27 protein-coding genes are annotated in these 25,507 nt (G+C 34.9%); 13 read left to right on the top strand and 14 right to left on the bottom strand.

Translation table 11 applies throughout. The features are described from left to right. Window positions 1-34: 34 nt before the first annotated feature. From ASC72_RS14285 to ASC72_RS24530, 6 genes are all read right to left on the bottom strand, one after another. Window positions 35-772 (bottom strand): SDR family oxidoreductase, encoded by a 738-nt coding sequence (locus tag ASC72_RS14285; protein WP_056191838.1) that lies wholly within the window; start codon window positions 770-772, stop codon window positions 35-37. A gap of 10 nt (window positions 773-782) precedes the next feature. Next, a complete protein-coding gene (locus tag ASC72_RS14280) occupies window positions 783-1,460 on the bottom strand; it encodes a type 1 glutamine amidotransferase domain-containing protein (protein WP_056191836.1) in 678 nt (225 codons plus the stop codon). A gap of 2 nt (window positions 1,461-1,462) precedes the next feature. Next, window positions 1,463-1,720 carry a hypothetical protein gene (locus ASC72_RS14275; RefSeq protein WP_056191834.1) on the bottom strand — a complete coding sequence of 86 codons (258 nt, stop codon included), beginning with the start codon at window positions 1,718-1,720 and terminating at the stop codon, window positions 1,463-1,465. Window positions 1,721-1,863: 143 nt separating this feature from the next. Then, on the bottom strand, window positions 1,864-2,889 hold the full coding sequence (locus ASC72_RS14270; RefSeq protein WP_082564308.1) for an amidohydrolase family protein: 1,026 nt from the start codon (window positions 2,887-2,889) through the stop codon (window positions 1,864-1,866). Window positions 2,890-2,928: 39 nt separating this feature from the next. Next, a complete protein-coding gene (locus tag ASC72_RS14265; protein WP_056191832.1) occupies window positions 2,929-3,768 on the bottom strand; it encodes an AraC family transcriptional regulator in 840 nt (279 codons plus the stop codon). Between the two features lie 20 nt (window positions 3,769-3,788). Beyond that, window positions 3,789-4,790 carry a carboxymuconolactone decarboxylase family protein gene (locus tag ASC72_RS24530; RefSeq protein ID WP_241775706.1) on the bottom strand — a complete coding sequence of 334 codons (1,002 nt, stop codon included), beginning with the start codon at window positions 4,788-4,790 and terminating at the stop codon, window positions 3,789-3,791. A 269-nt stretch (window positions 4,791-5,059) separates the two neighbouring features. Here ASC72_RS24530 and ASC72_RS14255 point away from each other — a divergent pair, with 269 nt between their 5' ends. From ASC72_RS14255 to ASC72_RS14245, 3 genes are all read left to right on the top strand, one after another. Next, a complete protein-coding gene (locus ASC72_RS14255) occupies window positions 5,060-5,956 on the top strand; it encodes an AraC family transcriptional regulator (RefSeq protein ID WP_056191830.1) in 897 nt (298 codons plus the stop codon). Window positions 5,957-6,395: 439 nt separating this feature from the next. Further along, window positions 6,396-8,573 (top strand): HAD-IIB family hydrolase, encoded by a 2,178-nt coding sequence (locus ASC72_RS14250; RefSeq protein ID WP_056191827.1) that lies wholly within the window; start codon window positions 6,396-6,398, stop codon window positions 8,571-8,573. Window position 8,574: 1 nt separating this feature from the next. Beyond that, complete coding sequence (locus ASC72_RS14245; protein WP_056191825.1) at window positions 8,575-10,083, top strand: glycosyl hydrolase family 32; 1,509 nt, start codon at window positions 8,575-8,577, stop codon at window positions 10,081-10,083. Between the two features lie 90 nt (window positions 10,084-10,173). Here ASC72_RS14245 and arsB read toward each other — a convergent pair whose 3' ends face one another. The 4 genes from arsB to ASC72_RS14225 form a co-directional block, all read right to left on the bottom strand. Next, window positions 10,174-11,253, bottom strand: a complete 1,080-nt coding sequence (gene arsB, locus ASC72_RS14240) for an ACR3 family arsenite efflux transporter (protein ID WP_056191823.1) — start codon at window positions 11,251-11,253, stop codon at window positions 10,174-10,176. A 2-nt stretch (window positions 11,254-11,255) separates the two neighbouring features. Beyond that, window positions 11,256-11,870, bottom strand: coding sequence for a low molecular weight phosphatase family protein (locus ASC72_RS14235; RefSeq protein ID WP_056191821.1), 615 nt, complete (start codon window positions 11,868-11,870; stop codon window positions 11,256-11,258). 47 nt (window positions 11,871-11,917) lie between these two features. Continuing rightward, a complete protein-coding gene (locus ASC72_RS14230; protein WP_056191819.1) occupies window positions 11,918-12,391 on the bottom strand; it encodes a DUF6428 family protein in 474 nt (157 codons plus the stop codon). 145 nt (window positions 12,392-12,536) lie between these two features. Then, complete coding sequence (locus ASC72_RS14225) at window positions 12,537-12,869, bottom strand: helix-turn-helix transcriptional regulator (protein ID WP_056191817.1); 333 nt, start codon at window positions 12,867-12,869, stop codon at window positions 12,537-12,539. 392 nt (window positions 12,870-13,261) lie between these two features. Here ASC72_RS14225 and ASC72_RS24255 point away from each other — a divergent pair, with 392 nt between their 5' ends. The 3 genes from ASC72_RS24255 (at window position 13,262) to ASC72_RS14215 (ending at window position 15,504) form a co-directional block, all read left to right on the top strand. Further along, entirely contained in the window at window positions 13,262-13,417 is a 156-nt protein-coding gene (locus ASC72_RS24255) for a hypothetical protein (RefSeq protein WP_198528500.1), read from the top strand. A 129-nt stretch (window positions 13,418-13,546) separates the two neighbouring features. Next, window positions 13,547-14,056 carry a PRC-barrel domain-containing protein gene (locus tag ASC72_RS14220; RefSeq protein ID WP_056191815.1) on the top strand — a complete coding sequence of 170 codons (510 nt, stop codon included), beginning with the start codon at window positions 13,547-13,549 and terminating at the stop codon, window positions 14,054-14,056. 500 nt (window positions 14,057-14,556) lie between these two features. After that, window positions 14,557-15,504, top strand: a complete 948-nt coding sequence (locus ASC72_RS14215) for a hypothetical protein (protein WP_056191813.1) — start codon at window positions 14,557-14,559, stop codon at window positions 15,502-15,504. A gap of 158 nt (window positions 15,505-15,662) precedes the next feature. Here the strand turns inward: ASC72_RS14215 and ASC72_RS14210 are convergent, their stop codons facing one another. Together ASC72_RS14210 and ASC72_RS14205 are read right to left on the bottom strand one after the other, a co-directional pair. After that, a complete protein-coding gene (locus tag ASC72_RS14210) occupies window positions 15,663-16,532 on the bottom strand; it encodes an SDR family oxidoreductase (RefSeq protein WP_056191811.1) in 870 nt (289 codons plus the stop codon). A 59-nt stretch (window positions 16,533-16,591) separates the two neighbouring features. Beyond that, a complete protein-coding gene (locus ASC72_RS14205) occupies window positions 16,592-17,020 on the bottom strand; it encodes a MarR family winged helix-turn-helix transcriptional regulator (protein WP_056191808.1) in 429 nt (142 codons plus the stop codon). A gap of 327 nt (window positions 17,021-17,347) precedes the next feature. Between ASC72_RS14205 and ASC72_RS14200 the strand changes: the two genes are divergently transcribed. Together ASC72_RS14200 and ASC72_RS14195 are read left to right on the top strand one after the other, a co-directional pair. Beyond that, on the top strand, window positions 17,348-18,370 hold the full coding sequence (locus tag ASC72_RS14200; RefSeq protein WP_056191805.1) for an LLM class flavin-dependent oxidoreductase: 1,023 nt from the start codon (window positions 17,348-17,350) through the stop codon (window positions 18,368-18,370). A gap of 400 nt (window positions 18,371-18,770) precedes the next feature. Continuing rightward, complete coding sequence (locus tag ASC72_RS14195) at window positions 18,771-19,469, top strand: hypothetical protein (RefSeq protein WP_056191803.1); 699 nt, start codon at window positions 18,771-18,773, stop codon at window positions 19,467-19,469. 273 nt (window positions 19,470-19,742) lie between these two features. On the opposite strand, the gene ASC72_RS14190 is transcribed toward ASC72_RS14195, so the two are convergent. Then, on the bottom strand, window positions 19,743-20,654 hold the full coding sequence (locus ASC72_RS14190; RefSeq protein ID WP_056191801.1) for an SDR family oxidoreductase: 912 nt from the start codon (window positions 20,652-20,654) through the stop codon (window positions 19,743-19,745). A gap of 400 nt (window positions 20,655-21,054) precedes the next feature. Here ASC72_RS14190 and ASC72_RS14185 point away from each other — a divergent pair, with 400 nt between their 5' ends. The 5 genes from ASC72_RS14185 to ASC72_RS14165 all read left to right on the top strand — a co-directional run bounded on the left by ASC72_RS14185 (window position 21,055) and on the right by ASC72_RS14165 (window position 24,923). After that, the gene (locus ASC72_RS14185; RefSeq protein WP_056191799.1) at window positions 21,055-21,843 is read left to right on the top strand and encodes an SDR family oxidoreductase; all 789 of its coding nucleotides are present in this window, start codon (window positions 21,055-21,057) and stop codon (window positions 21,841-21,843) included. Window positions 21,844-22,070: 227 nt separating this feature from the next. Next, the gene (locus ASC72_RS14180; protein ID WP_056191797.1) at window positions 22,071-22,877 is read left to right on the top strand and encodes a phytanoyl-CoA dioxygenase family protein; all 807 of its coding nucleotides are present in this window, start codon (window positions 22,071-22,073) and stop codon (window positions 22,875-22,877) included. 153 nt (window positions 22,878-23,030) lie between these two features. Then, window positions 23,031-23,717: a CDP-alcohol phosphatidyltransferase family protein gene (locus ASC72_RS14175; RefSeq protein ID WP_056191794.1), complete on the top strand. Its 687-nt coding sequence runs from the start codon at window positions 23,031-23,033 to the stop codon at window positions 23,715-23,717. Window position 23,718: 1 nt separating this feature from the next. After that, window positions 23,719-24,150 (top strand): GtrA family protein, encoded by a 432-nt coding sequence (locus ASC72_RS14170; protein ID WP_056191792.1) that lies wholly within the window; start codon window positions 23,719-23,721, stop codon window positions 24,148-24,150. 194 nt (window positions 24,151-24,344) lie between these two features. Further along, the gene (locus tag ASC72_RS14165) at window positions 24,345-24,923 is read left to right on the top strand and encodes a DUF4833 domain-containing protein (protein ID WP_056191790.1); all 579 of its coding nucleotides are present in this window, start codon (window positions 24,345-24,347) and stop codon (window positions 24,921-24,923) included. A gap of 29 nt (window positions 24,924-24,952) precedes the next feature. Here the strand turns inward: ASC72_RS14165 and ASC72_RS14160 are convergent, their stop codons facing one another. Beyond that, window positions 24,953-25,507, bottom strand: a complete 555-nt coding sequence (locus ASC72_RS14160; protein WP_056191788.1) for a hypothetical protein — start codon at window positions 25,505-25,507, stop codon at window positions 24,953-24,955.

The raw sequence follows: 25,507 nt of genomic DNA, 5'->3' as shown, positions 1-25,507 counted from the left end.
ATAAATAAGGGTTGTTTTTTTCCTTTTCGGTTATTTAATATTCCTGACGGGTAGGTCTAAATAGAATTTCATTAATATCAACTTCCTCAGGTTGACTGATAGCAAATTCCACTACGCGCGCGAAAGAATCTGCCGGAATAGCCACTGCTTGATAAAATTGTTTGGTTAATTCATCCGGAACACCACTTGCGTTTGGCAATTCAGTGTCTATAACTCCCGGGGAAATAATAGTAGTTCTGATATTGTAATCTTTGGCTTCCATTCTCAAACCTTCTGAAATTGCTCTTACAGCGGTTTTAGCAGCAGAATAAATTCCTGATCCTTTGCCAATTTTGTGCGCGGCAACCGAAGACACATTAATAATATGTCCTGATTTTTGTTCCTTAAAATAGGGTAGTACCGCGGCAATACCATTCAAAACGCCATTAATGTTCACATTAATAACCTGATTCCATGCTGGGACATCACAATCCATCATTGGAGTAGAAGGCATAATTCCGGCATTATTAAGAAGCACATCTATTTTCCCAAATTTATTTACGGCTTCTTCCATCAACGTTTTCAACTGCGTAAAATCGGTCACATCGGTTTGTACCGCAAGTGCTTTTTTTCCGTTTTTAGAAAACTCTTCTACAAGTGCATCAATGCGCTCTAAACGTCTTGCCGCTAATACAAGAATTGCTCCTTTTGCAGATAGTGCTTTTGCAGAAGCTTCACCTAATCCGCTGCTTGCGCCTGTAATTACGATTACTTTACCTTCGATATTATTCATTTTAAACGGTTTATTTGTTCAATAATAATTTAGACAATGCTTTACCAACACTCGCAGCAGACTGCGGGTTTTGACCTGTAATTAAACGTCCGTCTACAATAGTATTATCGCTCCAGTTTGGTGCCGGCTGATGAAACGCTCCATTGATTTTTAAGGCATCGGCTAATAAAAAAGGAACTACATGCGTAGATTGTACTTCTTCCTCTTCGTCGTTTGTAAATGCAGCCACTTTTTTTCCGCCAATTAAATACGAACCATCGCTTAATGTAGCATTTACAAGTGCTGCCGGACCGTGACATACTGCTGATACAATCTTGCCATCTTCATATATTTCGCGAATCGCGTTTATAACAGCTGGTGTATCTGGAAAATCCCACATTGTTCCGTGCCCGCCCGCAAAAAATATCGCATCGTATTGTTTTACATTTACGCCTTCTAATTTCAGGGTGTTTTCAATTTTGTTTCTAAAATTAGTATCGGCCCAATATTTTGCAATAACCGGATCATTGAAGTCTTCTAATCCGTCAAGCGGTGCTGCTCCTCCTTTTATGGAGGCAATATCTACATGAATACCGTCATTTTCCAAAACCTCTAACGGATGTGTAACTTCGGCTAAATTAAATCCGGTTGGAAGCTTTGTTTCACCTTTCTCGTCACAACTTGTAACTACAAATAATACTTTTTTCATGATTAAAATTGTTGGTTTAACAGTGTGTATTCTATTTTTTTAAAATGTTTGTAAAGCGGTAATTGGGTCAGCAGTTTTTGTACTTTGTCCTGATTAGTTTCATTAAAAACGAGAACAGCACCTCCCATAGCTTCTTTTATAAAAATGTGTGCTAAAACTCCTTCTTCTTTCCAAGTTGCAACAACAGCAAATTCTTGAGGTAAAATCTCTTCAATGTTTTCGACTTTGCCTAAAACAGTGTTTACTAATATTCTATTCATTTTCTTTTATTATTTAGTTATATAGCAAAATTATAATGTACTACAGGTAATTTGTTAAGAATATTTATACCGATATTTATGAATTTCAAACCATTTTTGTTCTCAAAATAGAAGTATTTCAAACTAGAATAGTTAATGTAGTATTAGAGATGAAAAAGGCTTTCTGCGTTTTTGTAGCCAATTTTTTCTTTATCTTCATTTGATATAGAGGCATTTTCAAGAAAGCTTCTTGTATTTTTATCTATCAAAAATGGATAATCGCCAGAATAAAGAATCCGGTCGGATCCGAGTTCTGAAATGGCAAATTGTAACTGTGCTTCAGAAAAAAGCCCGCTTGGGGTGATGTAAATACTGTTTTTATAATATTCAGAAATTTTTCGATCTAATTTTAAAGTTTTACCAAGCTGATCATCTAAGCGATTTAAGTAAAACGGAACCATCTCACCCCAATGGCCAGATATAAGCTTAAGCGCAGGGAGCTTGTCGAAGATGCCTGAAATAATTAGTCTTATAATTCCAATACCGGAATCTAAATGCCATCCATAACCTGCACCGGCAAACATTGCCCCAGCAATAGCCGGCCACTGATCACTTTGATAATAGGAACTTGCAATATTTTCTGATATGGGGGCAGGATGCATGTAAAGAGGTATATTAAGCTCTTGTGCTTTATAAAAAACAGGTAGAAATTCAGGATGATCAAAAAAACGTCCATTATACGTTCCGGAGAGCATAGCACCTTTTAGACCTAATAAGTTTACTGACCTTTCCAGTTCTTCGCTTGCTGCTATAGGATCTGCCATGGGTAAGACTGCTAATCCGGAAAATCTGGTTGGGTATATTTTGATCAATCGTGCTAATTCATTGTTGGCCTGCTTACACAAATCTAAAGCTAAAATTTTATCTGTAATATTCTGCGGACTCCCTGGCCCATATGAAAGTATCTGCATGTCTATACCGCTGTCATCCATAAATTTAATTCGGAGTGCTGCTACATCTTCTATTATATCGGTAGTAGGCAGGGCAATTGACATTAGTTCTTTTTGTACCTGGCTAGATGATGCGTTAAAAGTACTTTTTGAGGTATTAAACTTCATTACTTGTTGTGAAATTTCCTTAAGAGCAAAATGCTCTTCTGTAGTTATAATTTTAAAAGTTGAGTGAGACATTTGTTTAGGTATAAATTGTTTTTAATTCAGTATTAAATATTAGTTTGTTTTGCGAAATGATTTTGGACTCAAACCAGTTGTTCTTTTAAAAACATTATCAAAATAAGAGGTATATTCAAAACCCAAAGTGCAGGCTATTTCTGTAATGCTCCAATCCGTATGAAGCAATAAAATTTTAGCCTCTGTTACAATTCTTTCATTTATAATTTTTAAAATTGTTTTTCCGGTTTCTTTCTTTACCAAACGGTTTAGGTAATTGGGATGAATACTCAATTGGCGCGCAAAATCGGTAGCTGTTTTGTAGGACAGAATGCGATTTTTATCCTCTATGGGAAATTGTTCATTCAGCAGATTTAAGAATTTGGAAGAGATTCTTTCTGAGGCTTTTTTGCTGTTGAAATTTCCAGGGTTGTTTTCGTCAATATTTAGCTTTAGTGCTTCATGAATTAATATGCTTATAAAATTGCGAACCATATCTTTTCTTTTTATATACTGCCCGTTGCTTTCTTCCAGGATTCTTTCGAAAATAAACTGAATATTAGCTTTTTCCTTATCTTCAATGACTTCATATACAGGAACTTTTTCTATGTTAAAAACAGAAAGCAGTTCTGTGTTATCAAAATATCCGGCGACCTTCAGGAAATTTTCAGTAAAAAGACAGCTGTAGCCATTTTGTTCTGATTCTGCCTCCCATGAATATGGAGTGTTTATATTACCAAAAAACAGATACATCCCGTTAATGGTAATACTTTTATCTCTAAAATGTACCGTACTTTTCCCATCGACTAAACATATCCGATAAAGATCTTTTCTGCCAAAAGAGGGAGTGTAAGTATCCAGATTTTCAATCTTAAATGCTTTAAAATCATTTGAATCCATTGGCTTGCTTCTTATTAGAATTACTTTCCTGTTTTTTCAAAAATAAGTTGCATCATTTCAGGATCTAAGGCAGTCATATCTACTAGTTTTAATGATTTTACCATTTTTAAAGTTGTGGTTTTATAATGCTGAAAATGGGGTGTTTGCAAATGAGATTTATAGGCTTTTTGATTAGTGTATATCTCTATTATCCTAATCTGCGCAGGGTTTTCTTTTTGTGACATAGGATAAATCGCAATGACTCCTGCTTCAAGTTTTACTGATTCTGAAGATTCTTTTTGAAGTATCGTTTTGTATTCTTCTAAATATTCCGGAATAATTTCGATTTCAGAAATTCTCACGAGCATATCAGGTTCAATAATTGGTGTAACAGGCTGACCAATGGCATTTCTTAAAACATTGGCTTGTGTTTTTCCTGCTGTCTTTTCGATAATAGCAGTAAGTTCCAAAAGTTGGGCATCTGTTATTCCGGTATTTTTACCCATAAACAGATGTGCTTGCAGCTGGGGCTCGACTCCTGGCATTGCAGCTAGTGCTGAGATGGTAACAAACTCTCTTTTACGGAAATTCAGCACATCACGATTAAAAATATCTGCAAACAAATGTTCTTTTAAAAAAGTATCTATTACAGGAGCAAAAGCGGCGGCACCTGTTTTTGGACCAGTTTCTTCTTTAGTTGTTAATTTTTGAAGATTCTCTTTTCCTGATTTGTATTTGTCAGTCACTGGTGTTTCAGAAGCATCTTTGCCTACAGTATCTTTTATACCCTGAGATTTTCTTTCTTCCAGAACCGCCATTAGTGTGTTGATAGCATTCAAGCTCCGTGGAAATCCGCAATAGGCATAAAGCTGTATCAGAGCTTCTTTTATTTCATTTATGGTAAGTCCAGCGTCAAGACCAGTATTTATGGATGGTTTCAATTGTTCTAAATTGCCCGTAGCCGTAAGTGCGGCAATGGCAGACATACTTTGCTGATGTGTATTTAAGGTTTGATCTTTTTTATCGTTGTTTTGTGCAGTCATTGTATTGAAAATTAAGCAGAAAGTGAATATATGTAGAGAGAGTCGAAATTTCTTTTTTATCATAGCAATGTTGATTTAAAAATTAAACAGTTTGAGAACTTTACTTAAAGAACCATTATCAATCCTCTATTTTTAACTATTACAAATTTCGGGATTGTAAAGGACCTGATTTTATACAAAATACAGATGTATTTACCATTTTTACTGATTTTGAATACGGATTGTTAATTGCACTAGTCTGTTTACTAAATTTGTATAAACATTTGGTTATGGAACGAATTGATAGAATTGAAACCATTAAGCAATACAATGATTCAGTAGGAGCAGAGACTTTGCATCCTCTTGTTAGTGTTGTCAATTTTGATGAAATACCGACGTACCAGTATTTTAAAAGATATATGGGCGTTTATTGTGTTTTTTTGAAATATATAAAATGTGGCGATATGCGTTATGGATGCCAGTCTTATGATTATGAGGATGGTACGCTGGTTTTTATTTCACCGGGTCAGATTTATGGAATTGATGGCAGGAATGAAATTATTAAGCCGTGGGGCAAAGCGCTTGTTTTTCACCCTGATTTGCTTGCCGGAACAAGTCTTGCGAAACAAATCAAGGACTATTCTTTTTTCTCTTATGAAGTAAATGAAGCATTGCATTTATCTAAAAAAGAAAGAAAAGCTATCAATGATTGTTTTGAAAAAATCCTGACTGAAATTGACCAAAATATTGACAAGCATAGTAAAACACTTATTGTTTCTAATATAGAGCTTTTATTAAATTATTGTATGCGCTATTATGACAGGCAGTTTATAACCAGAAATCATGTAAATAAAGATATACTGATTCGTTTTGAAAATCTGCTGAAGGATTATTTTACTTCGGGTAAGTCTAAGACTTTAGGGCTTCCTTCAGTAACCTATTGTGCTGAGCAATTGTTTCTCTCCGCTAATTATTTCGGAGACCTTATAAAAAAAGAAACCGGAAGTACAGCTTTAGATTACATTCAGTCAAAATTAATTGAAGAAGCAAAAGCAATATTATTTGATCACGAAAAATCTGTGAGCGATATTGCTTATGAATTAGGTTTTAAATATCAGCAGCATTTTACAAGATTATTTAAACAAAAGACAGGACTTACTCCGTTGCAATATCGCGTCAATGCATAGTTAAAAATGGTAGTTTTCACTAAATGTTTGTTGAATCTACTACAATAGCTATAAATTAAAAACAACCTTACCAATTGCACCTTCCTTTATAAATTTTTCATATGCCTCTTTATATTCAAAATACTGATTTAACTTTCTTTAAATGTAAAAATAGATCTTTGTTTATAGTTTTCTTAAAAATCCAGTAAGCTCCTCTTTCCGTAAAGTCCTGTTAAAAGTATCACTTTATATATTCGAACCTAAACCCTGTAACCCTTACAAATACTGAGTTAAAAATTTTTAAAGAGCTCTTGCATCATGATTTTGTTACAAAACTTAAAGTAGTAACTTTTTCGCATTTTTTCATTTTTGGGCAGCTTGTAAATACGTTTTTTTTATTTTTAGGCTGATTTGCTTTATTTTTTTGTACCTTAAAAATTATAATGAATAAAGAAAAAAGATGACAAAATTACGAATTTCATTAATCAACATTCATGGACTTTTGAAAGGTTCAGGACTTGAGATTGGTCGGGATGCGGATAATGGAGGACAGACTAAATATGTTTTTGAACTTGCTGAATTTTTATCTCAGCATGATGCGGTAGAACACGTTGATTTATTTACAAGACTAATTGATGATCCCAATCTTTCTCCAGAATATGCAGTGCCGGTTGAAGCTGTCAATGAAAAATTAGATATAAGAAGAATCCCTTTTTTAGGTAGAAAATACAAACCTAAAGAACAATTATGGGAAGGTCTGGACACTTTTGTAACAGGAGTAGTGCAGCACATTAAGTTTCATGATATATTTCCCAATTGGATTCATTCTCACTACGGTGATGCAGGATATGTGGCCAGTGAATTATCGACCATTTTAAATATTCCGTTTGCCCATACCGGACATTCCTTAGGGTTTCATAAAAGGAAAAAACTGCTGGAAAGCGGTATTCCGGAAGAAGAGCTGGAGAAGAAATTTAAGTTTACAGCCAGAATTGCCGCTGAAGAAAAAACACTTGAATTATCAGAGTTTATTATTACTTCGACAGAGCAGGAAATTGAAACTTATAAACCGTATAAAAATTTTGGTTTAGGGAAATACCACGCCATTTCGCCTGGTATTGACACCCGAAAATTTGTTCCTTACTATCATCTTGAACAGGACCCAGTGAAACAGATGGAAGAGGAACAAAGGAAATATTGGGTAGCCGAAACTATTTCTAAATTTTTAACCAATCCGCATAAGCCTTTTATATTGGCGCTTTCGAGGCCTGACCGTCATAAAAATCTGCATACGCTTATTGATGTTTATGGGAAAGACAAAGAGCTGCAAAGCATGGCTAATCTGGTTATTTTTGCAGGCATCCGAAAAGACATTACAAGAATGCCGGAATCTGAAAAAGAGGTACTGACAGATTTGCTTTTGTCTATGGATAAGTATGATTTGTACGGAAAAATGGCAATTCCCAAAAAGCACGACGTCGAAAATGAGGTTTCGATTATTTATCGTTACGCAGCTGAGAAAAGAGGTGTTTTTGTGAATTTAACCCTGCATGAAAATTTCGGTTTAACCGTTATAGAATCTGCCAGTTCAGGTTTACCGGTTGTGGTAACCAAAAATGGGGGACCATCAGAGATTATTCCAACCTGCCAGAACGGAATTTTAGTTGATCCACTGGATGTCAATGAAATCAAAAAGGCTTTACGAACTATATTAACTGATGAAAATCAGTGGAAATATTTTTCGAATAATGGCGCTATCAATATTCAAAAACATTACAGTTGGTTAAGTCATGTCAACCAGTATGTCGATCTGATTAACGAGAATTTGTCGCTTTCTTCCGGAGCAGGAATCAAAAACCAGCATTATCCCAACATTAATATTTCGCGATTAAAAAGAAAAGTTGAAAATTTACTGGTTTCAGATATTGACGGAACCTTGATAGAACCTAAATTAAACAATCCGGGATTAAAAGAGTTAAAAACACATTTAATCAATCGTACCGAAAAAATGGCTTTTGCCATGGCATCAGGAAGAAATCTGAGACTGGTAAAGAAGGTTATTGACGAAGAGCAGTTTCCTGTGCCTGATTTTATTATTTGCTCGGTCGGAACCGAAATTTATTACACAAACGGCAAAGATTATATTTTAGACAAAGGATGGTCTGTATTTTTGTCAGGACGATGGAAAAGAGAGGATGTAGAAAGCCGCTTAAAAGCGATTCCGTGGATAAGATTACAGGAAGACGAAGCTCAAAATCCTTTTAAAATCTCGTATTATTATGATCAGGAAAAATATAATTATGATGAGTTGGTTGCCGTTTTAGGCAAAGGATGGTATAAAATCAATATTATTCCAAGTCACGGACAATTTCTGGATTTTATTCCCAAAAGGGCTTCAAAAGGAAATGCTATTAAATTTTTATGCCGCAAATGGTCGATTCCATTATCCAATGTAATTGCAGCGGGCGATTCAGGCAATGATATTGATATGTTCAGAGGTGCTATTAAGGGCATTATCGTAGGAAACCGAAGCGTAGAATTAAATCATTATCAAACAGGTAAAAGTATTTTTGTGGCAAAAAGCGCCGCTTCTTCGGGTATTTTAGAAGGATTAAAACATTATAAAATAATTAAATAATATGTATTCAGGATCAGGTTTTAGCAGTTGGGAAATAGGCGATGTTGATGTTTTTATTGATGAAAACGGAGTACATCATTTATTTCATTTAATTATTCCCAATCACGATTATATTGCACACGCAGTCTCACGGGACGGTCTTTCCTGGAGAAGAGTAAAAAATGCTTTGTTTGTAGGAGATCCCGGCCAATGGGATGATGATATGTTATGGACCATGCATGTTAGTAAAAACTCTGAAGGAGAAGGGTACGAGATGTATTATACCGGCCTCAAACGCAGGGACAAAGGAATAATGCAAAAAGTAGGAAGGGCGGTTTCGCCAGACCTGATTCATTGGACAAAAGAAAATGATTACGGCCTTCCTTTAAAAAGTCAGGCGCCCTATTATGAAAGTTCTGCCAATAACCCCCGTGAATGGATTAGTTTCAGGGACCCGTATAAATACCATTTTGAAGGAGAAGATTATTTATTGATTTGTGCCCGAAGCGCCGTTGGTCCCATTTATAGAAGAGGCTGTATTGGAGTTGCCAAAAGAGGTGAAAATGGTTTTGTACTTCAAAAACCTTTGCACGTGCCTTACGTATATGACGATGTTGAATGTCCGTGTGTGGTCGAAATAAAAGGAATGCATTATTTGCTGGGTTCCATTAGGGAAGATATCAAAGTGAGATATTGGTTTTCTCCTGATTTTAAGGGCGAATACCACGCTTTTCATAATAATGTTTTGATGCCTCAGGGAAATTATGCTGCCAGAATAGTAAAAGAGGGTGATTATTACCTGATTTACAATTTTTATTTTGTGGGCGGAAATGTGAATACACATCGTGTTATTCCGCCTCCAAAACAGCTTGATGTCGATACTAGTGGCAGGCTTTTATTAAAGACCTATCATCGTTGGGAAAGCATTTATCAGCGAACTATTCTTCAGAAAAATTTACCAATTCCGTTACCTATTTTATGTAATCCTTCGGCAAATTTTGTTTTAGAGCATGAAAGTAAATGGCGCTTTGGATGCAGAAGTGGTTATGAAGTTTTTTGTTTTGAAAAACCTTCTAATGATTTTGTCTGGGAAGGAACTCTGGCTGTTGAAGGAATGGGAAAAACAGGATTTGTAATTGAATGTGATGAGGAAGGAACGGCCTATTATATATCAATTGATTTTGTGAATGGATATGTTCAATTCCGGGCTTGGGGATTTAATGAAAAAGATGTCAAGAACAATTTCATTTTTGAAAATATTCAAGCCAATCAGTTTGAAATTGTAGACACTAAGGAGATCTATTTTAAAATAATTCGTCATGGCAATTATTATGAGCTTTCTATAAACGAAGTGGTAAAATTAACCTTATTGGATTTCAAATACAGTGACGGAAAAATTGGCGTATATGTGTGTTCTGCCATTGTATCTTTACAGGATTCAAAAATTCACGTAATTCCGGAACCAGAAAATGAATATGCAACATCAGATCCTGATAAAGCATTTGATGAATATCTTAGAAAAGCACACTAAACAGGGATTTTGATAAATTGATTATATTTCAATATTTGATTGCTGAAGTTAAATTTTTTTAAGTATGCACATTATAAAATATCGAAAGTTTTATTCTTGCACAGTTTGAGAACCGTAATATTTTTTTCGAAACCAAAAAGCAACATTAACTAATGCAATAAGCGCTGGCACTTCTACCAAAGGGCCTATAACTCCTGCAAATGCCTGACCACTGTTTATGCCAAAGACACTAATCGCTACAGCAATTGCAAGTTCGAAATTGTTTCCTGTAGCCGTAAAAGCTATTGCTGTTGTTTTTGAATAGTCAGCTCCGAAGTATTTTCCAACAAAAAAGCTGATGATAAACATTATAGTAAAGTAAATTACAAGTGGTATTGCTATGCGTACAACATCCATAGGAATTTGAACAATCAGTTTTCCCTTAAGACTAAACATCACAATGATGGTAAAAAGCAATGATATTAGTGTAATAGGAGAAATAAAAGGTACATATTTAGTTTCAAACCATTCTGAGCCTTTCAATGCAATAAGAGCATAACGGCTTATGATTCCAAGTGCGAAAGGAATTCCTAAATATATCCCGACACTCTCGGCAATCTGACCAATACTGATATTTACTTCAAAACCATTATAGCCAAAATAGGGTGGAAGAATAGTAATAAAAATATAAGCATATACGCTGTAAAGTAATACCTGAAAAATACTATTAAGGGCAATAAGACCAGCAGCATATTCCCTGTTTCCATCTGCCAAATCATTCCAAACTACAACCATGGCGATACAGCGCGCTAAACCTATTAGGATCACGCCGATCATATATTCAGGATAGCCATTTAAAAAAAGCAAAGCCAGAGAAAACATTAATATAGGACCGACAATCCAATTTAGAAATAGTGAAGCTCCTAGAATTTTAGTGTTTCTAAAAACTTGCGCCATCTGTTCGTATTTCACTTTTGCCAAAGGTGGGTACATCATAAGTATCAGTCCTATAGCCAAAGGGATATTGGTTGTTCCACTTGAAAAGGAGTTAATAAAATTACCGCTGGAGGGTATGAAATAACCAATTGCTACACCAAGAGCCATAGCCAGGAAGATCCAAAGCGTTAAAAATTGATCCGGGAATCCTAGTTTCTTGCGTCCTATGGCAGGCGCACAGTTATTTGCTGACATTTTTATTGTTTGATTTGTGAGAATACATAAAACATTTCAGTTCCAATTTGAAGACTTCGCTCCAGATATACGTTTTTTTGCTCTGATGTACCATCTGAAACTTTTGGATCTTCAAAGGTTATTGGAATACGTTTTTCCGCACCTGCAATAAAAGGACAGCCAACGTCAGCCTGTGAGCAGGTCATTATAGCAGCAAATTCACTCTCAGGATTAAAATCATCATCATAGGCTTTAGAAAAGCCGATAACCGGGAGTTCATTTGATGCAAATTTTATAGAATAAACCGGGTTTTGGCCTTCTGAAATAGCTTTAACTTTAAATCCGGAATGCTGCAGCGTTTTGGCTACCATCGGAAATAGGGCAGTAGCCTCTGTGCCTCCTGAATAGCAGGAAACATTTTGTATGTTATAATTGGCAGCGGCAGTCTGTGCCCAAACCTGTGACAAGTGACTTCTTCTGGAATTGTGTGTGCAGATTAAATTTAGTCTTATGCTCTGTTTATTATCAACTTTGTTTTGAATATAATCAACCAATGGCTGTAGTATAGTTTTGCGTTCTTGCGAGACCTGATTATAATCAAATGAATTAATGGTGTTTTTAATGTCAGTAAATAACATAGTTTTTGTCTGGTATTTATAATAGATTTTTAATGGTCATTTAGAAATTAGCAACAGCCTGAGCCAGGTGCGCATGAATTTGAGCTATCAGCATTTAACTGTGATAATTTTACCTTAGATTTATCTGACGGTATTCCGCATTGTTTCTGAGCAAGACAAGCAGTCTGTTTATTAAGCAGAATGAAGTTTTTACCGTTAAACCCTAAGTCATATTTACCAATTGTAGTATCTTGATATTCAACTTCAATTTCATAATCTTCAATACCCAGAACCTTTTCTGAAAGTTCAATAATATGAATCAGTTTTTGTGGCTTAAGTCTATGCTCATAATCATTAGCATCCCAAAGCTGAAAGTTAACAACGGTTTCTTTTCTTACAGTTCCTCCGCAGTCAATAAAGTTTTTTGTGATTAAACCAACTTCTGTTACATGGAAATATTCTGGAACAAAATTTCCGTTTGGCAATTCAAAATTTACAGCTTCTACTGTTTTTAGTACTTCTTTAATTTCTGAAAGTTTCATAATGTATGTGTTTTAAAAGTTTTTACAATACAGTAATAAATATTTATTGAGTTATTTTTACCATAATCTTTTGTAATTAATTAATACTTAATTGATAAGTGATCAATCTGTATCTAATAGTTTTCTGATTTCTATATTGATTAATTTAACAGCATTCGTTTCTCTTTTTTTGTAAATGAGCAGTGATATGTTCGAAAAAGCCTTTTATTTTTTCTAATCCCGGTTCATTAATACAATAACAAATAGAGTTACCATCAATACTTCCTTTTATTAAACCGGCATTTTTAAGTTCCTTAAGATGCTGTGATACTGTCGGCTGCGATAGCGGTAATTCATTGACTATATCTCCGCAGATACAGGTATCTACTTTTAGCAGGTGTTCCATAATAGCGATTCGGGCCGGATGGCCTAAAGCCTTAGCTAAAACCGCAAGCTCGTTTTGACTGCCTGTAAAGTGATCTGTTTTTGTAGCTCCCATTGTTTTATTTTTATATTGCAATATTACGATATAGTTTTGAGATATAAAACTATTTTGATAAAAAATACTTAGGTGGTTAAAATGTTAAAAAGTACTACTTCAAATAAATAGCCTTCAAAAAACTTGATTGTAGATGCTTTCGCTTTTTCAAAATTATGGCAATTTTAGCTAGTCACTTTGTGGAAAATTTTCTTCTTGTGATTTAACCCCCAATCTTTCATAGCATAGATAATTGGTGTTAAGATATCTGCATAGGGTTCCACGCAATCTTCTATACCTATCTACTGGGAATTGTGTAACATCCTGCCGAAATTAAATACTTCTTAGTCTCTTCTCATTTGTATCTTTAATAGTGTTTTAAAACTATTTTATAATCAAAAAAAAAAATAATTATGGCAGAAATTAAAATTGAGAAAAAGAAACCTATATGGCCATGGATTGTAGCAGTACTAATAATCGGAGCACTTGTATACTACATCTTTGTAAAAGATCATGAAGCTAACAGTGAAAACAGCGTAGAAATCGAAAACACTACAAGTGCACAATAGAAAATAACCGAAAAATAGTGGGACAATATTGTTCTTTCACGTATTAAGGAAAATTTAGTTTCCTGAAGTACCCGAAAGAAAAACAGTATATAATATTATTTATAAAAATTATGGAAAACTATAAAAATTATGGAAAACAAAGACAAAAACTTATACAGACTGGACGAATTATCTGATTATAAAATTGCTTCAAATTATTCTGATGTAAGAGGATGGAAGATCGTAGACGCTGATAACCATACAATTGGCAAAATTGATAATCTCTGGGTTAATAAAGATATGAAGCGTGTGGTCTACCTGGATGTGAAATTAGATAAAGGATTACTAGATGACCGCAATGAAGTGCATGATGTTATAGCAAACGACAATGGAAAGGAGTTTGTCTATAAAGAAGGAGACAGCCATATTATCATACCAATTGGATCTGTAAACATAAATAAGGATACGAAAATTGTTATGGCTAACAGTATTGGATATGATACATTTAGAAACACAAGCCGATATAACAGGCAGCATAATTTTGACAGGGATTATGAAAGAAGAGTAATGAAGTCCTATTATCCTGAAAATGATCCTGGCTCTGGCTTTGATAGTGATGATGACGCTTTTTACAACCGCAGGGAATTTGACGGTCACTAAGTATTTACAGATAGCAACTATTATAGATAAAAGCTGGTTAAATAGTAAAAACCCAAATAAAAAGCTCTAAATTATTGATTTGGAGCTTTTTATTTGTGACCCTTACGGGATATTTACAAATCATTTTATGCAGAATCTAAAGAAATTGACCTATTTTCAAGTTGCGGTTTGTATTTCCGGTGACGTTAAAAATGCAGAACATCCTTATTATAATTGTTTACTTTTCAATTTGTATCTTAATTGTACCTTATGCATTTTGATTTAGTTAAAAATGGAAATTTAATTCTCTTTATTTTATTAGCACCTAAAAGAAGTCTCATAAAAAAATAATGCTAATGATCATAATTACAGTATTTTAACGAATTAATTGTCACTTAAACGGGTTTGTTTTTTTTAGTAGAAATTACACTATAGCTTTGGATTGAAACCCCATTTTTGCTATTTACTCTTCTACAATTTTTATGGTATTTTTTAATTAATTCAATTAAATATATATCAAAATGAAAAAAGTAATTTTACTAGTAGCGATTGTGGTTTTTTCCACATTTGGTTGCAGCGATGAGCTTATAACTGTGAATCCGGATGCTTCGATGTCTTCTGCATCTAGTGCCAAATCTCCTGCTTCTACAAGCCAGTGGGGCGATTATAACATTTCTGTTACTGTTAGTCCAGATGGAACAGTTTGGACGTATACAATAACACGCGTTAAAGCAAATGCAAAGGATTTAAGCCATTTTATCATCGACCTAAATAACTGTGGCGATCAAAGTGCAACTTTTGGAGATATTATTTGGGCAACTGTAAATGGAAGCCCAGCCAATTTAACACCGACAGAAGGATCAGGTACAACTTGCGACCCACAATCTATTACAACTAATTTTGTTAAGTTTGATGATCTTCAGGCTGCAACTTCCTGGGTATTGGTTTTGAAATTTGATAAGGGTTACAGTATTGATGAAACTACCATCGCATGGATTAAGGCAGGTACTTCATGTAATCAGGGAACTATTTCAGGACCTGGATGCCCTAATGAAGCATACTGTTCATTCTCACAAGGATTTTTCTTTGCTAATGGAGCAGTAAATAATGGGGCAAGCCAGTTTTGGGTAAACGGTCTTACTATTGGAGGAGTAACTTATACACAAGCACAGGGTAATAATGCATGGTTTATTGATCGGGGTCCTGGCGGAGATCAGACGATGAATGGTTTCTTCCAACTTGGAGCAGTACGTTTAAGTGGTGTTGAAAGTGAAGTTGCTGCAGATGCTGCAATTATAGAAGCCTATTTTACAGGTATAAATATCTTTACAACGCTTGTCACAACCACCGGAAAACATCCTTACACTTATTTTAATCTCCCTGCTACATCTAATGGTATTACTAAAAGTCAGGTCATTGCAGCCGGAGGCAGAATAGGTACATTTATTGATGCCAATCATTGTCCATAAAACTAATTCCTTCCACTATTCTTAAAGCTTTTTCCAATACTTTGGAAAAAGCTTTTTAATTAAATAAAAATCTTAACACGTTGGTATTAAAGCTGGAATAACTTCCAGTAAACCCATAAAAACATTGCTAGGAGGAATTTGTATTTGTGGTTCGTATTTTACTTAAACATTTGTTTATAGTCCAGCGCAAATTGTTCGACTGTTATAGGTTTTTTATTCAGTATTTCTTCCACAACAGTATTTACAAAATCTGCTTTTCCATTGCGTTGTCCTTCCGCAATGGCAAGAAAAGTTTGAATCATCATTGTCGGCATTCCTTTTTCTGTCATTCGTTGTCTGGCTTCCTCGCTTGTCATTTGTATATAGTCAACTTTTTCTCCGATTACTTTACTGATGGCTTCTGCAACCTTACCATAGCTTATTGCAACACCACCGGTTAGTAAATAGGTTTTGTTTAGATGTTCAATTGGATTTGTTAAAAGTGTATAAGCAACTTCGGCAATATCTCTAGTGTCAATAAATGGCTTTTTCCCATCACCTGTTGCTTCAAATATTTTCCTTTCTTTTTGAATAGTTTCTGAAAAATGACCAAACCAATTTTGCATAAAAGAGTTCGGTTGAATGATTGTAAAACCAATACCAGACAATTTCAGAAGGTCTTCTACTTCGCCATTAGGCTTTGCGATAAAGTTTTGAGAATCTTTGTCAGCTCCGGGTGATGACACTTTTACAATATGTTTTACATTACACTTCTTTGCAACTTCAATTGCATTATTTTGTTCTTGCACAAATTTTTGATTAACATTTGTTGCCAGAAATACAGCTTTGCTATCAATCATTGTCTGGGTGAGTGTTTCTGGATTATTCATATCTGCTTCCATCCATTCTATATTTGGAAGAACTTTAATCTTGCTTTTGTCTCTTGTTACAGCAATGGTTGGAATATTTGCTTTTGAAAGAAAAGCCAATAATTCTTTACCAATTTTGCCCGTTGCACCAAATACGGTAATTTTATTTTTAGTTTCCATTTTATTTTTATTTAATAGTTTATATTGTTTAGTCGACTAACTATTTAGTCAAAAAAAAGTTAACTCAAATTCTTAAGAACAATTTGCAAAAGCCCATTTAAAGTCTTTTGTTGATTTGTGTCTAATCCTTTAATTACTGTGGTTTCCATTATCTTCCATATTTCGGCAATTTGCTTGTATGCTTGCTGACCTTGTTCTGTAATAAATACTCTTGAAGTTCGCTTATCAATATTATCTTTTACTTTTTTTATCATACCACTTGCCTGCATACGATCTATCATAGTTGAAATTGTGGCATGTTGAATGCACATTTTTTCTACAAGTGCCGAAACAGTCTGACCATCTTCAATACTTAAATAATAAAGAAGAATATCCTGTCCGCCATGAATACCTGCATCTGACAATAAAATATTGCTTTTGTTTCTTCGCAGTTTACAGATTTGTACAAGTAAATTACTGATTGAATTTTGTCCTTTTTTTGATTTCATACCAACAAAGATAATGAAATTTAGTTAGTCAGCTAACTAAATAAGAATATTTTATATAACAGAATTTTTTATGTCATTCCGCATTTTTCTTTTTGTCTCTCTAGTTTAAAATGGCTAATATAAATATGAGGCTTTAGATTTTATTCCTCAGAACTCAACACTAATTTGGAGGCTCTTTCATTCGTCAAGAAAATTAAGCTTCGTCGGTGATCGACATAAAACTAAGAAGCCTTCATGGCAAATGATAAATACTTTCTACACAAAGGTTATAGACTCGCTCGATAATGATGCGTATATTTGGAATTGTAAATAATAATAATGCTATCTATGAAGAAAATAGGATTTTTATCGTTTGGGCATTGGGCCAATCATCCTTCCTATCAAACTCGCACAGCATCCGATACACTGCTTCAGTCCATTGATTTGGCCGTTGCTGCAGAGGAAATAGGTTTGGATGGTGCTTATTTCCGAGTCCATCATTTTGCAACGCAGTTGGCATCGCCTTTTCCTTTACTTTCAGCTATCGGTGCTAAAACGAGCCGAATAGAGATTGGGACAGGAGTGATCGATATGCGGTATGAGAACCCACTGTATATGGTAGAAGATGCCGGTGCTGCGGACTTAATTTCAGGGGGACGTTTACAATTAGGAATCAGCAGAGGATCACCGGAACAGGTCATTGACGGCTGGCGCTCTTTTGGTTATGAACCTACGGAGGGTGAAACAGATGCCGATATGGGACGCAGAAAAGCTTTGGAATTTTTGGATAGGCTTAACGGTGTGGGATTTGCGGAGCCAAACCCATATCCCATGTTCCCAAATCCACCAGGCTTATTGCGTCTGGAACCACATTCAGAAGGTTTGAGAGACAGGATCTGGTGGGGAGCTGCCTCTAATGCTACTGCTGTTTGGGCGGCCGAAAACGGGATGTACTTGCAAAGTTCTACTTTGAAGTATGACGAAAATGGCAAACCTTTCCATATTCAACAGGCGGAACAGATCAGGTTGTATAAAGAAGCATGGAAAAAAGCAGGTCATCAGCGCGAACCACGGGTTTCAGTAAGCCGTTCAATTTTTGCACTGGTTAATGATCAGGACAGATACTATTTTGGAAATCAGGGCAAAGGGTCAGATAGTTTTGGTAATATAGAAAGTGATAAACGGGCAATTTTCGGAAAGAGTTATGCAGCTGAACCAGATAAACTCATCTCAGAGTTGGCCCAGGATGAAGCTATTCAGGAAGCCGATACACTGCTGCTGACTATACCCAACACATTGGGCGTTGACTACAATGTACATATACTGTCGGCTATACTAAAATATATTGCCCCAGAATTGGGCTGGCGTTAGATATTGTCTTAAAATAGTAAAAAAAGACACAAAAAAAATCCCATTTCGTTAGGAATGGGATTTTAGTTTTGTGACCTCTACGGGACAAATTTCTAAAAAATTTATGAAAGATTTGAAGATATTGGTGTACTATATGTAGCCCCCCTGTCTTTGAATAGCTTCAACAATTTGGTTTGGATGTCCTGTTGGGGATTGATGTGAAAAAAATATTTAGTTTTAAAATGATTTTGCAAATAAAATATGATTAGATAATTTTTACTTAAAGTAAAATAAACAGCCTTAACTTTTTGGGGTGAAAAAAGGTATAAGTCCAAAAGTTTATAGCAATAAAAATGCCGCAACTGACTACTATTACATAATTTTGTAATGTATGAAGTAACTAGCTTCTTACTCTTATACTATGAGCAATACATTTTTTGACAGCAGCCAAATTGGAATGGTAGCTACTTTCCCTGAACTTATACATACCGATTTCAAGGGAGAAGTGAATGCGCTATGCTGGTACAGAAATTTGGATGGCGATTTTAACGATATTGTAGCCCAGTTATCCTTAAAAGAAAATATAACGGAAGTTTATCCTGAAGATCTAATCGCACTCCAACTATCAGAAAAGGGGAATATAGCAAGAGAAATAATCTTAAATGATTTACAATTATTAGCTGATTTTGGAGCTTCGCCTTCTCTTAATTTACTGAAGTGTTATGAACGTGATGATGAATTTGATTTCATATCGACTGATGTGTATTCGTTTCATGTTGATCGTTCGCCCATTGCAATAGATACTTTTTTATGTACCTATCACGGCGCGGCAAGTGATATTATTTCTAATTCACAGGCAGCCCAAAAAATTCTGATTCCGGAAATCCGAACAAAGCTGGAAGAGCTGTATGATGGACCAGAGGAAGAATTCGAAAATTTTTTGAAAGAGAATTATTTTGATTTGCATTATCAGGCACATGCAGATGTGCAGCCTACAAATTTAGGAGTAGGGCATCTTTGGCGACTGGCCGTCGATCATCCAAAACAACAAGTGCTGCCTTGTATTCATAGAGCACCAATAGAAAATGAAGGGGAATATCGGTTGTTGTTGATTTGTTAAGGAAATTGTTGGAGTAATTACTTCCAACTTTTTAATTGGCTATGATAAGGAAAGGCTTGGGCAAAGCAAAGTCGGGTTGTCATTCCACGCTTGTTTAAGCTGTAGATGTAGTATTGAAATAATAAAGAACGAAATCACTTAAACTATTATGCGGCGCGTCCCTTACCTGAATATAGTAAGGACAAGGGCTTCGCTGTTCGCGCTATGCGGTAGTCAGTTTCGATTCCTCGCGCAGATCATCCTCGATTAGGAAAATTTTCTCAGAGATGGTATTTAATCGTTAGCTGTTCCATATAAGGATACAACCCACCTCCGTGGAAGTATTCGAATAAAAAATGAACTGATCTTCGCAAGAGTTCCGGGAATGATCATCATTTTTCCCCGCAGCGTACCACGAACTGCAATTTCACCAACTCTTTCCGGCGGCACGGCCATCTTCATACCAAACCAGCCAAGTTGTTCCTTTGTATATTGAACAATCTCTGGTTTGGTAAACACTGGACCAGGACTCAGACAACTCACACTAATATCTTTTTTTCTTAATTGTTGACGCAAAGCGTAACTGAAAAAGATGACCGCTGATTTAGTTGCAGAATACATGTTTTTGGTAGGAATAGGAGCAAGTCCGGCCATACTTGCAACATTCAGTATATAAGACGGTTTATTTTTCTCTAGAAGTGGCAACAAGGTAAGAGTCAAGGCCATGCACGACTCCACATTTAGACGCACCATATACCGCAATGAATCAAGAGGTAGGGATAAATAATCCTTCGGCCCTCCCAACCCGGCCACATTGCAAAGCATTTTTAAGCGGATATTTTTGCTTGTACACCATCTGGCGATTGAATCGGCAGTTGATTCATGCTCTAAATCTAGTTTTAATAATTCAACATGAACTTGGTAATCCTTTTCTAATCTTTCTTTTGCCTTATCTAGCGCATCCTGATGGCGAGCAATCAGGATTAAGTTAAATTTCCTTTTTGCCAGAGCCTCGGCAATGCCATAACCAATTCCCTTGCTACCACCGGCAACCAGAGCATAATCTGAATGTTCAATACTTACGTTGGACGGCTTCACATAAGACATAGAATCAATATTTGCCTGTGGGAGGCGCAACTCATCTTTCTGTGCACTGACAGGTAAAGCGGTTAAGAAAAGCAGGATGAATAAAATAATAGTTTTCATTTATTTGTTTCTATATAAGCAATTTAAGTATTATTTTGGCAAGTTTTAACAAAAGGCTAAGAAATTTATTTAAGGGGATAAATCGTGATTATTATTTGCTCTATTTCTCTCAGATTACTGCGAAGGATAATAAGTGATTGCATTTAACGAACTCATTTTTACTTTTTCTGTCTTTCATTGGCTTTATGAATTTGGTTTGGATGTCCTGCTGGGGATTGATAGGATATATAAAATAAATAATTAGAGTTGGATAATCACCTTAGGCGAACAACCTGCCTGCTTAAAGGATGCGGAGTACAATAATTCCCAGAGGATAGGGAGGGAGAGGGTAACCATTATGCAGGTTGCACACCCAACGGTTTACAATTAATCTTTATATTTGGATGATTAAATTAATAAAATGAGCGAAAAAACTAAACCGTATGCCTTAATAACCGGCGCCAGCAAAGGCATTGGAAAAGCTATTGCTTATGAATTGGCTAAACAGGGTTATCCGCTATTGCTTGTTGCAAGAAGTGAAGCGGAATTAAAAGCATTATCTGATGATCTACAGGTTAAATTCGGTATTGATGCTCCTTTTTTATCGATTGATCTTTCTTCAAATGGTGCATCGCTAAAAGTAACCGATTGGATAAAAAGGAATAACTATCCCGTTGGCATTTTAGTCAACAATGCCGGTTATGGAGTGTGGGGCGATTTTAGTCAGTCTTCTTTAACCGATCAGCTTGGCATGATGCAGCTTAACATGAATGTAGTGGTAGAACTTTCGCATTTATTAATACCTATACTTTCACAAGAAAAACAAGCGTACATTTTAAATATATCAAGTACAGCTGCCTACCAGGCTGTGCCTACGCTGGCTGTTTATTCCGCTACAAAGGCTTTTGTTTTATCGTTTACCCGTGCCTTGCGTTTCGAACTTGCCCAAACTTCAATTTCAGTAACCTGTTTTAGTCCGGGCCCGGTTGATACTGGTTTTGCTGCGAGAGCTGGTTTAAACCCTTTTAGCAAAATGGCTGAAAAGTTTAATATGCAGCCTGATGAAGTTGCAAAAATGGCATTAAAAGCCATGTTCAGCAAAAAATCAGAAGTTATTCCGGGTTTTACAAATATCATTTCGGTTTATGCGACCCGTATACTGCCAAAGGCATTTATCGAAAAAACGGCAGCTGGGGTCTATAAAATTTAATTTTTTCAAAAAAAAATAAAAAAAAATCTTTGCAAAAGAGAAATTATATTACATTTGCTTAAATATCTACTAATTCTATAGAGCATGTCTAATAAAAGAAATATGTTTAATTTTACTAAAGATCGAATGCACGCCAACAATATGCGAATGTGTTGCTGTTGTTGCTGTTGCAAATCACTTAGATAAAATTACAAACACTATTTTTTCATTTATTAAATATATTTATCATGGTATCTTCTTATAAAACCTTTATGCTTACTGAGCAATTAACTGCTGAGCAAATTGACTTTTTTAACGAACATGGCTTTATCCATTTCAAAAAATTTATAAATCCGGAAACGGTTTCATCCATCATTGATGCGTCAAAACAAGTGGAGCAAAAATGGATTGACAATGACCTTCAAAAAGTAAATGGTGTTCCAATTAAATATGGAAAAGATTTAGATGGTTCTCCTATTGTACAACGTTTTGCTTTTATCAATCAACATCATCAAACCTTAAGCGGCCTTTTGCTTGATCCGAGATTTAATAGTTTATTACCATTGGCAGGCGAGGGTGCAAGATTAGGTACTGAAGAAAAAGACGGAATGGTTTTTAATCATTATATCAATGGCCCAGAAAGTAAGTTTACTAAAATGGGCTGGCATACAGATGGTTTGAGAGACATTTTTTATGGAGGAAAATTAAACCCTATGCTAAATGTGGGTATCCACTTAAGTACTTTAAAACCCGAAAACGGCGGTCTTAAAATCATTCCGGGTACGCACAAGCAAAGTATTTATCAAATGCTTTTTCGTAAAAAGTACTTTTTAGATAATAAACCAGATCCACAGGAGGTTGCTATCAATCCGGAAGCCGGAGATTTAACCATTCACGATGGCCGTTTGTGGCACAGGGTTGCAGAATCATCTATCCGTGGCGAAGACAGTAGGAGAAGAGTTATTTATGTTCCCATTATAGCCGGAAAATATGCTCCTAAAGATGAGAACAGCCCGACGGTTTTTTATCAACGTTTTGCAGGTATTGTTAAATAATTATGCTGATTGTCCTCGCATTTAGTTATCTGGTTAGATCAGGTAAGCTAAAAAGAACCACCGATTTCTTTAAAAATACGCAAAGAAAAATAAAGTTAAAAATTATAAAACTAGAATTGGCTTACTCTCAGGCTTAGTAATATTGTTTTATTAATGGGAAAAGAAACACAGATTGAAGGTTTTAATACAATTGCGCAAAGAACATTTTCAGACCGTAAGCGAACTAATATTTTAAAAAAAGCAGAACAGTTAACAATTGTATTTTTGCTTCCAAAGGTGCCTAAGTTCATTTCGCCAAACGTACTCACTTTAATGGGGACATTGGGTTCGGGATTACTTTTTTTAGCTTTTGTTTTAGGTACTTATGTAGCAAATTGGTATTTGCTTTTGGGTATTATTGGTTTGGCTATAAATTGGTTAGGCGATTCTTTAGACGGAAGACTGGCTTATTATAGAAATATTCCACGCCGTTGGTATGGTTTTGCACTCGATATTATTGCCGATTGGATTGGTATTGTACTTATAGGCTTTGGCTTCTACATTTATGCTGAAAATGGCACACAAATAGTAGCCTTTGCTTTTGTTGCATTGTATGGCTGGTCTATCATCATCAGCCAGTTACGCTACAAAATTACAAATGAATACAGTATAGATTCCGGCTTTGTTGGCCCAACAGAACTTCGATTTATTATTGCTTTCATTTTAATTGCAGAAATTTTATTTCAGGGATCAATTACCTATTTGGCTGGCTTAATCACTATGATATTACTTGTAATCAACATCATAGATACCCTAAAGCTTTTAAAGTTGGGCGATTTAAAAGATAAAAACCCAGATTGATATGTTCAGGAAAAAATCCATTTTGATCTTTCTACAAGCACAAGTTGCGGCATTTTTAGGCGGCATTACCGATTATGGATTAATGATTTTATTAACAGAAGTATTTAAACTGCATTTTACCTTTTCTATTTTAATCTCCGGAACCGTTGGTGCCGTTATCAATTTCAGCATCAATAGATTTTGGGTATTCAAAAATCAATCTGGTTATAGCAGCCACATCAATAGTCAGCTTTTTAAATTTGCGTTAGTTGTCTTGGGAAGCATTTCCTTAAAATCATTTGGTACGCTTATTTTGCAAAAAGTATTTCAAATCGATTACAGAATCGGAAGATTAATCACGGATAGTTTTGTTTCTTATGGATTTAATTATCCACTGATTAAATATTGGGTTTTTAGGGCAAACGAAAAACAGAAGGTAATGGAATCAAATTAATTCGTGTAGTTTAAAAAAAAGTAATTCAACACATAGAAACATAGATTTTTTATGTAAAAAAAGAAAACAAAAAGAAACTTAGTTTCTAACACATAGCCAACTATGTTTTTTTAAACAAGTGAAACGCCTTTTTTAATCGTCCTAAATCTATGTTTCTATGTGTTTAAATAAACGGTTTATATAAAAATTTCGTTATGAATAAATTACCCTTTAACTATTTTACAAAAGCACTAATCGTTATAACGATCTTATTAAATATAGTTTCTCAAGATCTATTGGCACAATCCAAAAATCCATCGCCATTACATTTTCCAACGCCTAAAAACGTAGATAATATGCTGTTTTACATTCAGCGGGACCCCAATACAAACACTGCTATTTATGCCATAAACTATCAGGAAAATGGAAAAATAAACAAAAGTAATCCCATAAAAGCGTATTGGATTCGGTATGCTGAGAAAGGAGAAAAAGAAGATTTTAATTATATACAACGCAAATTTGCCTACGGAATAGAAAGTAAATCCTTAAATAATGAGGAGTTTGAGCTTCAATTTGTATCGTATAAAAAGTTACCCTTAACCTTGAAAAAGATAGATTCAGATCAAAAATATCATGTTTTCGTAAATATAAATCAGAAAAAAATACAGGTAGAAAAAATATTTGTACGTATTGAAGGAGGTTCTTTTTGGTTACCCAATGTAAAGTATGCCGAAGTTACCGGAATTGATGCTTCTTCCAATAAAACAATTACGGAAAGAATGTTATTGAAATAGGGTATCCTATATATTTGGATAATGTTTTCTTATCTGCCAGAGATTCTAGTGCTGGTAAAAGACTTGTACTTTAAATGTTGTTCCTTAAAAATTAATGTTTTTATAGAAGTATTGTCTGTAAAGTACGTGATGCTTATAAAATCTCCAATCTCAATTTTATCATATTCCTTTTTTTTAATTGAAATGTTCCTATATTTCTCTTCAATCTGCGAATAAATTGCTATTTCATAAGAGAGCGTGTCCGATTCATAGCCTTCATTGGTTACAATCTCTTTTTCTACGACTTTCACATTTCCTTCTATCTTTTTTTGCAATAACAATCCCTGTTTTTCTTCTCTGGTTTTTATCATTGCTTTGATGGCAGTATAAGTCCAAAAGCCAAAAATTACTAACACCATCAGGAATGCAAATCCTTTATCATTGTTATCTGGCTTGTTAGTAATTAGGTAAATAATATAAATTGGCAGTACAATAGAAAAAAGTGATAAAAAAAATAAAAACAGATATGTTTTTTTCAATTCTCTCTTAAGAAATTTTATATCATCAGTATTTAATTCTTTAATTTCTAAAATTTCGTGCATCAT

The sequence above is a fragment of the Flavobacterium sp. Root420 genome (assembly GCF_001427905.1).
Classification (GTDB): Bacteria; Bacteroidota; Bacteroidia; order Flavobacteriales; family Flavobacteriaceae; genus Flavobacterium.
This window is presented reverse-complemented; position numbering and strand designations above follow the sequence as displayed.

What these genes read in the sequence shown, in the direction of transcription:
- ASC72_RS14285 (WP_056191838.1), bottom strand. Translation starts at nt 772, where the DNA reads ATGAATAATATCGAAGGTAAAGTAATCGTAATTACAGGCGCAAGCAGC.
- ASC72_RS14280 (WP_056191836.1), bottom strand. Translation starts at nt 1,460, where the DNA reads ATGAAAAAAGTATTATTTGTAGTTACAAGTTGTGACGAGAAAGGTGAA.
- ASC72_RS14275 (WP_056191834.1), bottom strand. Translation starts at nt 1,720, where the DNA reads ATGAATAGAATATTAGTAAACACTGTTTTAGGCAAAGTCGAAAACATT.
- ASC72_RS14270 (WP_082564308.1), bottom strand. Translation starts at nt 2,889, where the DNA reads ATGTCTCACTCAACTTTTAAAATTATAACTACAGAAGAGCATTTTGCT.
- ASC72_RS14265 (WP_056191832.1), bottom strand. Translation starts at nt 3,768, where the DNA reads ATGGATTCAAATGATTTTAAAGCATTTAAGATTGAAAATCTGGATACT.
- ASC72_RS24530 (WP_241775706.1), bottom strand. Translation starts at nt 4,790, where the DNA reads ATGACTGCACAAAACAACGATAAAAAAGATCAAACCTTAAATACACAT.
- ASC72_RS14255 (WP_056191830.1), top strand. Translation starts at nt 5,060, where the DNA reads ATGGAACGAATTGATAGAATTGAAACCATTAAGCAATACAATGATTCA.
- ASC72_RS14250 (WP_056191827.1), top strand. Translation starts at nt 6,396, where the DNA reads ATGACAAAATTACGAATTTCATTAATCAACATTCATGGACTTTTGAAA.
- ASC72_RS14245 (WP_056191825.1), top strand. Translation starts at nt 8,575, where the DNA reads ATGTATTCAGGATCAGGTTTTAGCAGTTGGGAAATAGGCGATGTTGAT.
- arsB (WP_056191823.1), bottom strand. Translation starts at nt 11,253, where the DNA reads ATGTCAGCAAATAACTGTGCGCCTGCCATAGGACGCAAGAAACTAGGA.
- ASC72_RS14235 (WP_056191821.1), bottom strand. Translation starts at nt 11,870, where the DNA reads ATGTTATTTACTGACATTAAAAACACCATTAATTCATTTGATTATAAT.
- ASC72_RS14230 (WP_056191819.1), bottom strand. Translation starts at nt 12,391, where the DNA reads ATGAAACTTTCAGAAATTAAAGAAGTACTAAAAACAGTAGAAGCTGTA.
- ASC72_RS14225 (WP_056191817.1), bottom strand. Translation starts at nt 12,869, where the DNA reads ATGGGAGCTACAAAAACAGATCACTTTACAGGCAGTCAAAACGAGCTT.
- ASC72_RS24255 (WP_198528500.1), top strand. Translation starts at nt 13,262, where the DNA reads ATGGCAGAAATTAAAATTGAGAAAAAGAAACCTATATGGCCATGGATT.
- ASC72_RS14220 (WP_056191815.1), top strand. Translation starts at nt 13,547, where the DNA reads ATGGAAAACAAAGACAAAAACTTATACAGACTGGACGAATTATCTGAT.
- ASC72_RS14215 (WP_056191813.1), top strand. Translation starts at nt 14,557, where the DNA reads ATGAAAAAAGTAATTTTACTAGTAGCGATTGTGGTTTTTTCCACATTT.
- ASC72_RS14210 (WP_056191811.1), bottom strand. Translation starts at nt 16,532, where the DNA reads ATGGAAACTAAAAATAAAATTACCGTATTTGGTGCAACGGGCAAAATT.
- ASC72_RS14205 (WP_056191808.1), bottom strand. Translation starts at nt 17,020, where the DNA reads ATGAAATCAAAAAAAGGACAAAATTCAATCAGTAATTTACTTGTACAA.
- ASC72_RS14200 (WP_056191805.1), top strand. Translation starts at nt 17,348, where the DNA reads ATGAAGAAAATAGGATTTTTATCGTTTGGGCATTGGGCCAATCATCCT.
- ASC72_RS14195 (WP_056191803.1), top strand. Translation starts at nt 18,771, where the DNA reads ATGAGCAATACATTTTTTGACAGCAGCCAAATTGGAATGGTAGCTACT.
- ASC72_RS14190 (WP_056191801.1), bottom strand. Translation starts at nt 20,654, where the DNA reads ATGAAAACTATTATTTTATTCATCCTGCTTTTCTTAACCGCTTTACCT.
- ASC72_RS14185 (WP_056191799.1), top strand. Translation starts at nt 21,055, where the DNA reads ATGAGCGAAAAAACTAAACCGTATGCCTTAATAACCGGCGCCAGCAAA.
- ASC72_RS14180 (WP_056191797.1), top strand. Translation starts at nt 22,071, where the DNA reads ATGGTATCTTCTTATAAAACCTTTATGCTTACTGAGCAATTAACTGCT.
- ASC72_RS14175 (WP_056191794.1), top strand. Translation starts at nt 23,031, where the DNA reads ATGGGAAAAGAAACACAGATTGAAGGTTTTAATACAATTGCGCAAAGA.
- ASC72_RS14170 (WP_056191792.1), top strand. Translation starts at nt 23,719, where the DNA reads ATGTTCAGGAAAAAATCCATTTTGATCTTTCTACAAGCACAAGTTGCG.
- ASC72_RS14165 (WP_056191790.1), top strand. Translation starts at nt 24,345, where the DNA reads ATGAATAAATTACCCTTTAACTATTTTACAAAAGCACTAATCGTTATA.
- ASC72_RS14160 (WP_056191788.1), bottom strand. Translation starts at nt 25,507, where the DNA reads ATGATGCACGAAATTTTAGAAATTAAAGAATTAAATACTGATGATATA.